This window comes from Nonomuraea cavernae (genome assembly GCF_014646355.1).
Taxonomy (GTDB): Bacteria; Actinomycetota; Actinomycetes; order Streptosporangiales; family Streptosporangiaceae; genus Nonomuraea; species Nonomuraea cavernae.
The window spans coordinates 120,238-132,520 of record NZ_BMNH01000010.1 but is presented as its reverse complement, the minus strand read 5'-3'; the positions used below and the strand labels follow the sequence as shown (position 1 = coordinate 132,520).

At 72.2% G+C, this 12,283-nt stretch carries 13 protein-coding genes; 7 read left to right on the top strand and 6 right to left on the bottom strand.

Annotated elements, in window-relative coordinates:
• The first annotated feature begins 71 nt into the window (after positions 1–71).
• Positions 72–830, top strand: coding sequence for an SAM-dependent methyltransferase (locus IEY82_RS18475; protein WP_225262957.1), 759 nt, complete (start codon positions 72–74; stop codon positions 828–830).
• 43 nt (positions 831–873) lie between these two features.
• On the opposite strand, the gene trxA is transcribed toward IEY82_RS18475, so the two are convergent.
• Complete coding sequence (gene trxA / locus IEY82_RS18470) at positions 874–1,248, bottom strand: thioredoxin (protein ID WP_189125387.1); 375 nt, start codon at positions 1,246–1,248, stop codon at positions 874–876.
• 193 nt (positions 1,249–1,441) lie between these two features.
• A complete protein-coding gene (locus IEY82_RS18465; RefSeq protein WP_189125386.1) occupies positions 1,442–3,124 on the bottom strand; it encodes an ExeM/NucH family extracellular endonuclease in 1,683 nt (560 codons plus the stop codon).
• A gap of 105 nt (positions 3,125–3,229) precedes the next feature.
• Between IEY82_RS18465 and IEY82_RS18460 the strand changes: the two genes are divergently transcribed.
• Positions 3,230–4,387 carry a pentapeptide repeat-containing protein gene (locus IEY82_RS18460; protein ID WP_189125385.1) on the top strand — a complete coding sequence of 386 codons (1,158 nt, stop codon included), beginning with the start codon at positions 3,230–3,232 and terminating at the stop codon, positions 4,385–4,387.
• A gap of 105 nt (positions 4,388–4,492) precedes the next feature.
• Here IEY82_RS18460 and IEY82_RS18455 read toward each other — a convergent pair whose 3' ends face one another.
• From IEY82_RS18455 to IEY82_RS18445, 3 genes are read right to left on the bottom strand one after another with little or no spacing between them, the layout of a single operon-like run.
• Positions 4,493–4,939 carry an SRPBCC family protein gene (locus IEY82_RS18455; protein ID WP_189125384.1) on the bottom strand — a complete coding sequence of 149 codons (447 nt, stop codon included), beginning with the start codon at positions 4,937–4,939 and terminating at the stop codon, positions 4,493–4,495.
• A complete protein-coding gene (locus tag IEY82_RS18450; RefSeq protein ID WP_189125383.1) occupies positions 4,932–5,303 on the bottom strand; it encodes an ArsR/SmtB family transcription factor in 372 nt (123 codons plus the stop codon). The genes IEY82_RS18455 and IEY82_RS18450 overlap by 8 nt, the downstream gene beginning before the upstream one ends.
• Positions 5,300–5,653: a VOC family protein gene (locus IEY82_RS18445; RefSeq protein WP_189125382.1), complete on the bottom strand. Its 354-nt coding sequence runs from the start codon at positions 5,651–5,653 to the stop codon at positions 5,300–5,302. The genes IEY82_RS18450 and IEY82_RS18445 overlap by 4 nt, the downstream gene beginning before the upstream one ends.
• 102 nt (positions 5,654–5,755) lie before the next feature.
• Here IEY82_RS18445 and IEY82_RS18440 point away from each other — a divergent pair, with 102 nt between their 5' ends.
• Positions 5,756–6,415: a permease prefix domain 1-containing protein gene (locus IEY82_RS18440; RefSeq protein ID WP_189125381.1), complete on the top strand. Its 660-nt coding sequence runs from the start codon at positions 5,756–5,758 to the stop codon at positions 6,413–6,415.
• Here the strand turns inward: IEY82_RS18440 and IEY82_RS18435 are convergent.
• Positions 6,399–6,734, bottom strand: coding sequence for a helix-turn-helix transcriptional regulator (locus IEY82_RS18435; protein ID WP_189125380.1), 336 nt, complete (start codon positions 6,732–6,734; stop codon positions 6,399–6,401). The two genes, IEY82_RS18440 and IEY82_RS18435, sit on opposite strands and share 17 nt — an antisense overlap.
• 89 nt (positions 6,735–6,823) lie before the next feature.
• Between IEY82_RS18435 and IEY82_RS18430 the strand changes: the two genes are divergently transcribed.
• The 4 genes from IEY82_RS18430 to cydC all read left to right on the top strand — a co-directional run bounded on the left by IEY82_RS18430 (position 6,824) and on the right by cydC (position 12,261).
• Positions 6,824–7,981, top strand: a complete 1,158-nt coding sequence (locus IEY82_RS18430) for a cytochrome ubiquinol oxidase subunit I (protein WP_189125379.1) — start codon at positions 6,824–6,826, stop codon at positions 7,979–7,981.
• A gap of 10 nt (positions 7,982–7,991) precedes the next feature.
• Entirely contained in the window at positions 7,992–8,756 is a 765-nt protein-coding gene (locus IEY82_RS18425; RefSeq protein ID WP_189125378.1) for a cytochrome d ubiquinol oxidase subunit II, read from the top strand.
• A gap of 6 nt (positions 8,757–8,762) precedes the next feature.
• Complete coding sequence (cydD, locus tag IEY82_RS18420; protein ID WP_189125377.1) at positions 8,763–10,496, top strand: thiol reductant ABC exporter subunit CydD; 1,734 nt, start codon at positions 8,763–8,765, stop codon at positions 10,494–10,496.
• A gap of 82 nt (positions 10,497–10,578) precedes the next feature.
• A complete protein-coding gene (gene cydC, locus IEY82_RS18415; protein ID WP_225262955.1) occupies positions 10,579–12,261 on the top strand; it encodes a thiol reductant ABC exporter subunit CydC in 1,683 nt (560 codons plus the stop codon).
• The last annotated feature ends 22 nt before the right edge of the window (positions 12,262–12,283 follow it).

The following is a 12,283-nucleotide window of genomic DNA, read 5'->3' as shown; positions in this document are numbered from 1 at the left end:
ACTCGCGTTCCCGCGTCTCCTATGATCGTTCCAAAAATATGCCGATATTTCGGGGAGCGATTGTGGAAACCGTGCCTGAGGGAGTCGACCCGAGCGTGCCGAACGTCGCCCGGATGTACGACTTCTACCTCGGCGGCAAGGACAACTTCGCCTCCGACCGGGCGGCCGCCGAGCAGATCCTGCGGCTCTTTCCCAACACCAAGGAGGGCGCCCTGGCCAACCGGGCGTTCCTGCGCAGAGCCGTCCGGCACGTCGTCGACTCGGGCGTGAACCAGATCGTGGACCTCGGGGCCGGGCTGCCCACGCGGGGCAACACGCACGAGATCGCGCCCGACGCCCGCGTGGTGTACGTCGACTACGACGCGGTCGTGTGCGCGCACGGGCGGGCGATCCTGGGCGGCGAGAAGGTGGAGATCCTGCAGGCCGACGTCCGGGACACGGACGCGCTGATCGAGCGGCTGGGCAAGCTGGTCGACTTCGAGCGGCCGGTGGCCTTCCTGATGCTGGCCCTCCTGCACTTCATCCCCGACGACGAGGCGTACCGCGTCGTGGCCGCGTTGCGCGAGGCGAGCGTCGCGGGCAGCCATCTGGTCGTCAGCCACGCCGTCGACGCCGCGCCGGACACCAGTCCCGAGGCGCTCCAGATCTACCGGCAGGCGACGGCCGCGCTCAACCTCAGGACGCCCGAGGAGATCACCCGCTTCTTCGACGGTTACGAGCTGCTGGAGCCCGGCCTGACCTTCCCGCAGGACTGGCGGCCGGACGAGGAGCTGTGGCCGGGCTCGAACATCGCCGACTTCGGCTACGTCGGCGTGGGCCGCAAGCCCTGACGGCGCGAAGGCCCCGCCGTACGGGCGGGGCCGGTCACTGCGGTCAGTTCTGCTCGGCCTGCTTCAGCTCCTCGCTGAGCTCGGTCCTGATCGCGTCCATGTCGAGCGCGCGGACCTGGCTGATGAGGTCTTCGAGCGCCGGCTCGGGGATGGCTCCGGGCTGGGCGTAGACCACGATGCCGTCACGGATGGCCATCAGCGTCGGGATCGAGCTGATGTCGAAGCCCTGCGCGAGCGCCTGCTGGGCGTCGGTGTCGATCTTGCCGAACGTGATGTCCGCGTGCTTGTCGGACGCCTTCTCGAAGATCGGCCCGAACGTCCGGCACGGGCCGCACCAGGCCGCCCAGAAGTCGAGCAGGACGATCCCCTTGTCGGCGATGTCGTTGAAGTTCGTCTCGGTTACTTCGATAGTCGCCACAAGTGGCTCCTCGTATGTCGTGGAAAGTCTGTCGTAGGCGGAATCGTGGTGGAGATGCAGTCGTGTCAACCACGTACCCACCGCCAGCATTCCATGCCGGGACCCGGCCGCGGCACCGCGGCCGGGTCGCCGTGTGACGGGCGCGGGCCCCGCTGTCACGGACGCTCCGCCCCCGCAAAGAGTCGGGAAAGCCTCAGCGGCCGGGCAGGGTCAGGCCGATGACGACCGGGTCGTGGTCGGAGGAGCGGTAGGCGTCCGGCCGGTAGAGGCCGGGCGGGTTGAACTCGGTGTTGTAGTCGAGGACGCGCGGCTCGTCGGCGTTGATGTGCCAGATCGTCGCGCTGGTGACCCGCTTGAGCAGCTGCCTGCCGACCAGCGCGTGGTCGAGCTCGCCCGCGAGCCCCTCGAACAGGTAGCTGTAGCGCAGCGGCGCCGGCACGAACCGCTTGGTCACGCTGGTCAGGCCGCCCTCCTCGAGCGTGTCGATCGGGTCCTCCTCGCCGTAGGCGTTGAGGTCGCCCAGCACCATCGGGTTCGGCAGCTCCTCGACCAGCCCGAGCAGCGCCCGCGCCTGCTGGACGCGGGTGGCGTTCCAGCAGCCCTGTCCGTCGCCCTGGTCGGCGTCGGGGCCGCCGCCGTCCGGGCAGCTGCCCTTGGACTTCAGGTGGTTGACGATCATCGTGAACGGCTGGCCGCCCGCCGCCCGGCGGAAGGTCTGGATGAGCGGCGGCCGGCTGAACACCGGGTCCTCCGACGCCCGCGCCTCGCCCACGGGGGTCAGCCTGCCCGGCTTGTAGATGAGCCCGACCTGGATCGCGTCGGTGCCGGGGTACGGATGGCGCAGCGCGGCGTAGGTGCCTGCCCCGACCTCGGCGTTTACGGCGTCCACCAGGGCCCGCAGCGCGGTCTGGCCGTTGTTCTCGACCTCCATCAGGGCCACCGCGTCGGCGTCGAGGCCCTTCAGCGCCGCCACCAGCTTGGCCAGTTGCCGCCGCTGCTCCTCCTCGGTGCCGGCGCCGCGGGAGCCGAGCGTGGTGAACCAGTTGAGCGTGTTGAACGAGGCCACCTTGACGTTGCCGATCACCGGGAAAGGCCGCGACGGGCGTGGGTTGGCGTCGTGGTAGGCGATCGGCTTGGTGGGCTGCAGCCGGTAGGCGTCGAAGCCGTAGCCGAGCACGCCGGTGACGCCGGTGGCCAGGTCGCCGGTCCGCACGATCGGCGGCAGCGTCTCGGGGTTCTGCCTGGTCGAGCCGTCGTCGATGAGCAGCGAGCGGCGCCGGTTCAGCTCCGCGTCCACGCCCCGCCGGTCGGTGGGCTGGAACAGCCGCCCGCCCGAGGAGACCGTCACCTCGCCGAACCGGCCCAGGTTGTAGTGCTCGGTGACGGTCAGCGGCTGCGGGAAGGTGAGCAGCATGTTCTCGACGGGCTCCAGACCGTCGCTCGGCAGCCGGTACGGGAGCGCGGCGATCTCGCCGGTGCCGCAGACGTCCACCGCGCTCACCGGTGACAGCTCGGTCCAGCCGTTGAACTCCGTCGCCCGGCCGGTCACGAGGACCCGGTCGCCGGGCCGGACGTCCCTGACCGTGTCGCGGGCGAACGCGAACAGGCCCTCGGAGGTCCTCGGGTCGGCGTCCGGCCGCGGATCCTGCAGGAAGAACCCGCTCAGCTGGTCGCCGCGCTGGAAGTCACCGGTGACGACGCCCTCCACCCGGACGGTCTGGCCGGCCAGGGGCGTGGCGTCGCCACTCCCCTGCACCTGCGCGATCCGGTGGGTCGGCGGCGTGTCGCACGGGGTGGCCGGCGTCGCGGCGGCGGGGGTTGCGGTGAGGGCGGCCACGACGAGCGCGGCGATGGTTGCCCGGGATAAGACGCGCATGACCGGCACTGTAGGCCCAGAGTGGGGAACAGTTTCCTACATAAATAGAGCTATAGCCTTAAATCACCGAACCTTGACATGAGCGTTTGCGGGTATGAGCCATGCATGGACTGGGTCACCTGCGCGCACTCGGCCGCCTGCACGGGAATCGCGCGTCAGCCGTACGGTCGCTGCCTGTCACATCTGTCCCACGACGACCTCACCGCCTCGCTCGCGAAGCTGTCCCCAGGCCGTCTGCTCGACCTGCGGGGCACCGCGCTCAGCGGCGACCTGCTCGCCCGGGTGATCGAGGCGACCGCCGCCCGGCCCGGCCGGACCCGGCTGGAGCACGCGCGGTTCACCGGCGACGTGCGGCTGGCGGGCGTCACGTTCGCCGGTGACGTGTCGCTCGACGAGGCCCGGTTCGACCGGCTGGCCTCGTTCTTCGGCGCCCGCTTCGAGGGCAACGTGTCGCTGGCCGGAGCGCGGTTCGCCCGTGAGCTGTCCTTCCACGGCGTCCGGACCCGCGGCCACGTCTCGCTCGACCGGGCGATCATGTCCCGTGACGCGCTGTTCAGCCAGGCGGCCTTCGGGCACGGGTTATCGTGCGAGCGGGCCCGGTTCGACGGCTACGCCACCTTCGACGGCGCCGGGCTCGGCCACGGCGCGACCTTCCGCGGCGCGCGGTTCGGCCGCACGGTGTCGTTCCGCAAGGTCAGCGGCAGCGCCGGGTTCGACGCCGCGCACTTCGCCGCCGACGCCTACCTGTCCGCCACCGGCCGGTTCTCCGCCGCCCGGGCGCGCGCCGACGGCGCGCTCGACCTGGCGGTCGCGGGCTGCGGGGTCAACCTGCGCCGGGTGGAGGTCGCGGGCGCGACCACGCTGCGGCTCACCGACTCGCGGGCCGACCTGGAGGGCGCCGTCCTGCGCGGCCCGGCCACGGTGACGGGCCGGGGCGACTCGGCGGTGACCTCGCTGCGCCAGGTCGACGCGGCCAACCTGGCCCTGTACGGCCTCGACCTGTCGGCGTGCGGGTTCGCCGGGCTCGCGCATCCGGCGGGAGTGCGGCTCAAGGACTGCCACTACACGCTCAGCCCGCACGGCGTGCGGGTGAACGTACGCCGTCCGATGCTGCGCTGGTTCTCCCGCCGCGGCGGGCCCCAGGACGACGAGAACATGGTGATCATGGCCGTGATCGCGGCCGACGCGTCACCGCCGCCGCCGGCCACCGGCCGCCGCGAACCCCGCCAGGACGGCCGGGCCACCCCGGCGACGCGCCGCTAGAGAGGCGGGGCCGGGGCGCCCACGATCAGAGCGGGGCCGGGGGGCACGAGCGATCAAGGTGTCCGAGGGCGCGGGTGATCAGAAGGTGTCCGGGGACACGGACGATCAGAGGGTGTCCAGTACGGTGGCGATCGCCCGGAAATGGGATGATCGCCAGCCGCCTCCCATGATCCGGCGCGACAGCTGCTGGAGCTCGTCGTCGGGGTCGAAGCCCTCATGGTCGAGGAACAGCCTGGTGCCGCGCCCTTCGGGCTCCAGCCGCCAGGTGACCGTCCAGTCGGCGCTCTTGCCGTCGCTCCAGCTGATCCTCAGCAGCTTCTCCGGCTCCAGCTCCAGCACCTGGCAGTGGACGATCCCGTCGAAGCCCACTTGTTTCTTCGGCTGCGTGGTGAAGGTGAAGCGGTGGCCGACCTCGGGTCTGAAGTCGTTGGGCATCAGCCAGCGAGTTAGCAGACCGCTGTCGGTGAGCGCCCGCCACACCTTGGCGGGCGGGTGCGCCAGGAACTGGTCGAGCCGGATCGCGCGCCGGTCGTCAGCCGTCGTCTCAGCCATCGTCCTCTCCTCTTTCGTTCACGTCGTTCACGTCGTTCAGGTCGTGCAGGTCATCCAGGTCGTCGAGCAGGGCGCTCAGGGCGGCGAGCCGTTCCCTCCAGAAGCGCTCGTACGGCGTGAGCCAGTCGCGGATCTCCATGAGCGGCGCGGCCTCCAGCCGGTAGTGCCGCTCCCGGCCCCTGCGGGTCTCGGCCACCAGGCCCGCGTCCTTGAGCACCTTGAGATGCTCGGAGACGCTGGGACGGCTCATGTCGAACCGCTCGGCCAGCCGGCCGGCGGGCTGGGCTCCCTCGTCGAGCAGCAGGCGCAGCAGCTCCCGCCTGGCCGGGCTGGCCAGCGCGGTGAACACGTGGTCGGCCGTCATGCCTGGCTGACGACGAACCCGTTGCCGTCGGGGTCGTGGAACAGCAACTGGCGTCCCCACGGCTGGTCGTCGGGCCCCTCGACGGCGGTGCCGTGCTCACGCAGCCGGGCCGCCAGCGCGTCGAGGTCGGGCGAGGTGACGACGAGGCCGCCGATCGGCGCCATGTCGGAGAACCAGGAGGCGAGCAGGAGCGAGGTCTCGGCGCCCTTGGGCGCGACGGTCAGCCACCGGCCCATCGGGAAGGGGTTGTCGGAGCGGACCTCCAGGCCGAGGACACTGGTGTAGAAGGCGAGCGCCCGCTCCTGGTCGGCGACGGGCACGGTCACGGTGAGGATCGATGAGATGGACATGCCGGCCACTATATGTAGGAAATTTCCTACATAACAAGCCTTCCGGACGAATCAGGGAGATCCCTGATCGATCCCCGAGGGCGGGCTTCGTAGACTTGCGCCATGCTGATCGACGACTACGTGGCCGATCTCGGCCGGGCACTGTGCGGCCCTCCCGGCCCCAAGCGCGACCTGGTCGTCGAGGCCCGCGACAGCCTGACCGACGCGGCCGAGGCCCTGCAGGCCGAGGGGCTGGAGCGCGCGGAGGCCGAACACCTGGCCGTGGACGAGTTCGGCCAGGTCGCCGAGGTGGCGCCGGGCCTCCAGCGGGAGCTGACCGCCACGGCCGGACGGTGGCTCGCGACCCTGCTGTTCCTCAGCGTGCCGGCGACCGTGCTCATGTGGTCGGCGATCTGGCACTTCTCCCCCGGCGACCCGGGCGCCTGGGCCACCCGGCCCGGCTGGTACTCCACCGTCTCGCTCCTGCTCGATCTGGTGCAGTTCGGCGTCGGCGTCTTCGGCGGGCTCGCGCTGTTCGCGCTCGGCCGCGGCTCCCGGTGGATCGGCGAGCCCCGGCTGGTGACCAGGTCATTGGGCCTGCTGGTGCTCATCGCGCTGCCGGTGACCGGCGGGCTGAGCCTGCTGCTCACCCTCGGCCCCGACGTGCCGCACGCCGCCGGCACCCTCGCGCCCCTCGTGCTGGCCAACCTGGTGACGTCGGCCTTCTGGGGCCTGCAGGTCTACGGGGCGACCCGCTGCGTCCGGCTCACCCGGCCGGTCTGACCCCGGGCCGCAGCACGCTGCCGATCGCGCTGGCGAACTCACGCCACGCCGACCGCTCCTCCTCCAGATGCCGCCTGCCGGAGCCGGTCAGCCGGTAGGTGCGCCGCTTGCGCCCGCCCACCGTGGCCCACTCGCTGCTCAGGTGGCCGATGCGTTCCAGCCTGCGCAGCGCCGGATAGACGGTGCCCGTCGGCACGCTGAGCGCGCCCCCGCTCCGCTCCTGCAGCGCCTCGATGATGGCGTAGCCGTGCAGCGGCTCGTCCTCGATCACGGACAGCAGGAGGGCGTCCATGTGACCGCGGAGCGCGTCGGGGTTCATGCCAGAGATCCTAGGCAATCAGGCACTGCATAGCCAGCCTAGATGTAGGCTACCTACATGTAGGCAGGCGTAACGGAGGAGCAGACGTGATGGAAGCGCTCGATCTGGCCCGGTTACAGTTCGCGGTGACGGGAGGCATCCACTTCCTGTTCGTGGTGCTCACGCTGGGGCTGGCGCCGCTGGTGGCGATCATCCACACCCGCTGGGCGCGGTCCGGCAGGGCACTGGATCTGCGGATGACCCGGTTCTGGGGTCAGATCTACGTCATCAACTACGCGCTCGGCATCGTCACCGGGCTGGTGATGGAGTTCCAGTTCGGGCTGTCGTGGAGCGGGCTGTCCCACTACGCGGGCGACGTGTTCGGGGCGCCGCTGGCGATGGAGACGCTGGTGGCGTTCTTCCTGGAGTCGACGTTCCTCGGGCTGTGGATCTTCGGGTGGGGACGGCTGCCGAAATGGCTGCACGTGGCCTGCATCTGGCTGGTGACGGCGACGGCCTACGCCAGCGCCTTCTTCATCATGCTGGCCAATTCCTTCCTGCAGAACCCGGCCGGCGCGGTGGTCAAGGGCGACCGGATGGAGCTGGTCGACTTCGGCGCGATGCTCACCAACAAGGCACTGATCTTCTCGTTCCCGCACGTGATCGGGGCCGGGCTGTTCACCGGCGGCATGGTGCTGGTCGGGGCGAGCGCCTACCGGCTGCGCCGGCGCAGCGAGGAGACGGAGTTCTTCACCGGCTCGATGCGCGTCGGCGTCGTCATGGCCTCGATCGGCATCAGCCTCACCGTGGCCTTCGGTTACGGCCAGTTCGGCGGGGTCCAGGAGGGCAAGTTCAACGGCGCTGCCGGGGTGCCGCTGGGGTTGATGATGGAGGGCGGCAACCTGTTCTCCTTCGTCGTGCTGTTCTTCATGCTGCCGCTGATCCGCTCGCTGCCGCGCCGGCGGTGGGCCCATCCGCTGCTCATGGCCCTGACGCCGCTGCCGTTCGTGCTGGCCATCCTGGGCTGGCTGGCCCGGGAGGTGGGCCGGCAGCCGTGGATGATCTGGGAGCGGCTCACCGTCGCCGACGCCCTGTCCCCCGGACTGACCACGGGGATGATCACCACTTCGCTGATCGGCTTCACCGTCGTGCTGGGACTGCTGGCGGTCACCGACTACGTGCTCATCGCCAGAGCCGTCAGGCGCGGCCCGCGCGACCTCGCCCTCGGCGCCGCTGACGACCAGTGCGCCCCCGCGCTGAGCCTCTAGGAGACCCGGGATGGAACTGATCTGGTTCGCCGTCTTCGCGCTGCTGCTGGCCGGCTACTTCGCGCTGGAGGGCTTCGACCTGGGCGTGGGGCTGCTGATGCCGGTGCTCGGCCGGACCCAGGAGGGCCGGGACCGGATGGTCGCGGCCATGGCGCCGTTCGTGCTGGCAGGCGAGGTCTGGCTGGTGGCGCTCGCCGGGACGCTCTTCGGCGTCTACCCGGCACTCGAAGGGGAGATCCTGTTCGGGCTGTATCCGCTGGTGGTGGCCATGCTGCTGGGCTGGGTCGTCCGGGACGCCGGGCTGTGGTTCCGGCGCCGGCTCGACGGCGCGGCCTGGCGGCGGTTCTGGGACCTGATGATCGCGCTCGGCTCGCTGACGCTGTCGTTCGGCTGGGGCCTCGCCCTGTACGCCGTCGCCGCGGGGCCCGGCGTGTCGCCGCTGCACCCGGTGGGGCTGCTGCTGGGCGCGCTGGTGACGGGGTTGTTCGCCTGGCACGGCTGGACGTTCCTGGGGCGGCGCCCGCCCGGCGCGGCCGGAGTCCCACGTCCGGGCCGCGATCTCCTGGTCTCGGGGGCGCTGGCGGCTCTCCCGGCCGTCGTCGTGCTCGCGGGCGGCGCGCCGTACCTTCTGGAGCACAGCGCACCGTCCTCTACGCTAAGTGTGCTCAGCGTCATGGTCCTTCCGTTCGCGCCCGTCATGGTCGCCGCGCAAGTATGGGTATGGCGCACCTTCCATCCGGGAAAGGGCACCGACCGGATCCCATCGTTCTTCTGAGGGCACGTGCACAAAGATCTTCTGCGCCTCATGCGGGCCGAGCGGTCGGTCCGCCGCCATCTGGCCGTCACCCTGGCGGCGGCGGTGCTGGCGGGCCTGCTCGTGCTGGTCCAGGCCGAGCTGCTGGCCGGGGTGCTGTCCGGCCGGTTCGCCGTCACGGCGCTGACCGGCGTCGTCGCCGTGGTCGGCCTGCGGGCGCTGCTGGCCTGGACACAGGGGGTGTTCGCCGGGCGCACCGCCACGGGGGTGAAGTCGGCGCTCAGGCAGCGGCTGCTGGGCCGCTTCCAGGAGCTCGGCCCCGCCAGGTTGACCGGCCACCGCTCGGGAGAGCTGGTCACGCTCACCGGGCGCGGCCTCGACGGCCTCGACCCCTACCTGACCGGCTACCTGCCCGCGATCGCCGTCGCGGGCGTGGTGCCGTTGGCGGTGCTCATCCGGCTCTTCACGGCCGACCTGGCCAGCGCGATCATCGTGCTGCTGACGCTGCCGCTGATCCCGATCTTCGGCGCGCTGGTGGGCATGACGACCAAGGCCGTCACCGAGCGCCAGTTCCACGCGCTGTCCCGGCTCGGCGGCCACTTCCTCGACGTGGTGCGCGGCCTGCCCACGCTGCGCGCCTTCGGCCGGGCCCGCTACCAGGCGACCGTCATCGAGCGGGTGGCCGACGCGCACCGCTCGGCCACCATGCGCACGCTGCGGGTGGCGTTCCTGTCGTCCCTGGTCCTGGAGCTGTGCGCGTCGCTGTCGCTCGCGCTGGTCGCGGTGCCGATCGGGCTGCGGCTGCTGGGCGGGTCGCTCGACCTGACGACCGCGCTGCTGGTGCTGCTGCTCGCGCCCGAGGCGTACCTGCCGTTGCGCATGATGGGCACGCGCTTCCACGCCTCGATGGAGGGCGTCGCCGCCGCCGACGCCGCCTTCGCCGTCCTCGACCGCACCCCGGACACGCCGCCCGGCGCCACCGCCTCGCCCACCACCGCCTCGCCCGCCATCACCTCGCCCGCCATCACCTCGCCCGGCGCCACGTCGGCCCCTCCGGCCGGCGCCGCCCGGATCCACCTGGACGACGTCACCGTGCGCTATCCCGGCCGCGACGACGCCGCGCTGGAGCACGTCACACTCACCATCGAGCCGGGCGAGCACATCGCGCTGGTGGGCGAGAGCGGCGGCGGCAAGAGCACGCTGCTGCACCTCGTCCTCGGCTTCGTGACCCCCTCGGCAGGCCGGGTCCTCATCGGCGAGACCGACCTGCGCGACCTGGACCTCGACGCCTGGCGCGCGTCGCTGGCGTTCGTCCCTCAGCGCCCCCACCTGTTCACCACGTCGGTGGCCGACAACATCCGCCTGGGCGCCCCCTCCGCTTCCCTGGAGGAGGTACGCCGGGCCGCCACGGCTGCTCACGCCGACGGGTTCGTCCAGCGACTCCCGGCCGGCTACGACACCCAGGTGGGCGAGCGGGGCGCCAACCTGTCGGCGGGCCAGCGTCAGCGCATCGCTCTGGCCAGGGCGTTCTGCCGTCCCGGGGCCTCGGTGCTGCTGCTCGACGAGCCCACGGCCCGGCTCGACGGCCGCAGCGAGGCGGCGGTGGTGGCCGCCACCGCCGAGCTGAGCCGTGGCCGGACCGCGATCATCGTGGCCCACCGCCCCGCCATGATCGACCTCGCCGACCGCGTCGTCCGTGTCCACGAGGGCCGGCTGGTCTCCGACACCGCCGCCGTGACCGACCTGGGGAGCCTTCGATGACGTCCTCACCACGCCTGAAGACGGCGGATCCGCCCAGGACGCACCACCGGACGGAGCACGCGGGCGACATGGGGAGGGTCGCGTGAACCGGCGGATGGGGATCCGGCTCGGCTGGGCCGTGCTCGCGGGCGCGGCGGCCGACCTCGCCGGGCTCGGACTGATCGCCGCCGCCGCGTGGCTGATCACGCGGGCCGCCGAGCAGCCGCCGCTGACCGCGCTCAGCGTGGCGATCGTGGCGACCCGGGCGTTCGCGACCGGCAAGGGCGTCTTCCGCTACGCCGAGCGGCTCACCGGCCACGACGTGGCGCTGCGCGCCCAGGCCGGCACCCGAGAGCAGTTGTACGAGTCGCTCATCCCGCCCCAGCGGCCCCGGCACGGCGGCGCCGACCTGCTGAGCCGGATGGTCGACGACACCGAAGCCGTCCAGGACCTGCTCGTCCGGTGCCTGCTGCCGGCCGCGGCGGCCGCGCTCACGGCGCTGGCGGCCGTGGTCCTCGGGCTGTTCGTGCTGCCGGTCTCCGCGCTGGCGCTGGTCACGGGGCTGGTCGTGGCGGGCGTACTGCTGCCTGTCGTCACGGCCACCGCGGCCCGCCGCTGGTCGGCCAGGATCGCCCCGGCGCGGGCGGCGCTGGCCGGGCGCGTGACCGACCTCGTGCACGGCTCCGCCGACCTGGCCGCCTACGGCGCCGGCGACCGCGCCCTGGACCAGGCGCGGCACGCGGACACGGCGCTGGCCACGCTCGAACGCCGCCAGGCCCGGGTGCACGCCCTGGCCCTGGCGGGCGGCACGCTCACGCAGGGGCTCACGGTGGCGGCCATCGTCCTGCTCGCCCAGGACGCCGGAGTGGGCAGCGTGGCCACGGCCGTCCTCGCGCTCACCGCGCTGGTGTCGTTCGAGCCGGTGCTGCCGCTGGCCGCGGCGGGCGAGCGCATGGCGGGCATCACGGCGGCGCTGCGGCGGCTGAAGGACGTCCGTTCCACCAGTCCCGCCGTCACCGAGCCCTCCTCCCCCGCCCCCGTCCCGGCGGGGCCGCTCACCGTCGAGGTCGAGGACCTGGTGGTGCGCCATCCGGGCGCCCAGGGGCGGCCGGCCGTCGACGGGGTGTCGCTGACCCTGACCCCCGGCAGGCGCGTCGCGCTCGTGGGGCCGAGCGGAGCGGGCAAGAGCACGCTGCTGGCGGCCCTGATGCGGCTGGCCGAGCCCGAGTCGGGCAGCGTCCGGGTCAACGGCGTCGACATCCGCGAGCTGGCCTCCGACGACGTCCGCACCCTGATGACCGGTCTCACCCAGGATCCGTACATCTTCCAGACCACGCTGCGTGACAACCTGCGCCTGGCGGGGCCCGACGCGGACGACGAGGGGCTGACGCGTGCCGTGCGGGAGGCCCGGCTGGAGCACTGGGTCGAGCGCACGGGGTGGGACACCGAGCTCGGCGAGGACGGCCGGACCGTGTCCGGCGGCCAGTTGCAGCGGCTGGCGCTCGCCCGGGCCCTGCTCTACGACCCGCCGGTGCTGCTGCTCGACGAGCCCGCCGAGGCGCTCGACGAGACGACGGCCGACGGCCTCATGGCCGACCTGCTCGACGCGACCCACGACCGCACCACGCTGCTCGTCACCCACCGGCTCAGCGGCCTGGAGCGGGTGGACGAGATCATCGTGCTGGAGGAGGGCCGCGTGATCCAGCGCGGCCCCCACGACCGGCTGGTCACCGAGCCGGGCTACTACCGCGACCTGTGGGAGTCCGAGGTCCTGACCAGGCGCTGAGCGGCCGGTCCCCCAACCTGAG

Excerpts from the sequence above, each read along its gene's own strand:
- IEY82_RS18440 (WP_189125381.1), top strand. The coding sequence starts at position 5,756 with ATGCTGATCGACGACTACGTGGCCGATCTCGGCCGGGCACTGTGCGGC.
- IEY82_RS18435 (WP_189125380.1), bottom strand. The coding sequence starts at position 6,734 with ATGAACCCCGACGCGCTCCGCGGTCACATGGACGCCCTCCTGCTGTCC.
- IEY82_RS18445 (WP_189125382.1), bottom strand. The coding sequence starts at position 5,653 with ATGTCCATCTCATCGATCCTCACCGTGACCGTGCCCGTCGCCGACCAG.
- IEY82_RS18425 (WP_189125378.1), top strand. The coding sequence starts at position 7,992 with ATGGAACTGATCTGGTTCGCCGTCTTCGCGCTGCTGCTGGCCGGCTAC.
- IEY82_RS18455 (WP_189125384.1), bottom strand. The coding sequence starts at position 4,939 with ATGGCTGAGACGACGGCTGACGACCGGCGCGCGATCCGGCTCGACCAG.
- IEY82_RS18465 (WP_189125386.1), bottom strand. The coding sequence starts at position 3,124 with ATGCGCGTCTTATCCCGGGCAACCATCGCCGCGCTCGTCGTGGCCGCC.
- IEY82_RS18450 (WP_189125383.1), bottom strand. The coding sequence starts at position 5,303 with ATGACGGCCGACCACGTGTTCACCGCGCTGGCCAGCCCGGCCAGGCGG.
- IEY82_RS18460 (WP_189125385.1), top strand. The coding sequence starts at position 3,230 with ATGGACTGGGTCACCTGCGCGCACTCGGCCGCCTGCACGGGAATCGCG.
- IEY82_RS18430 (WP_189125379.1), top strand. The coding sequence starts at position 6,824 with ATGGAAGCGCTCGATCTGGCCCGGTTACAGTTCGCGGTGACGGGAGGC.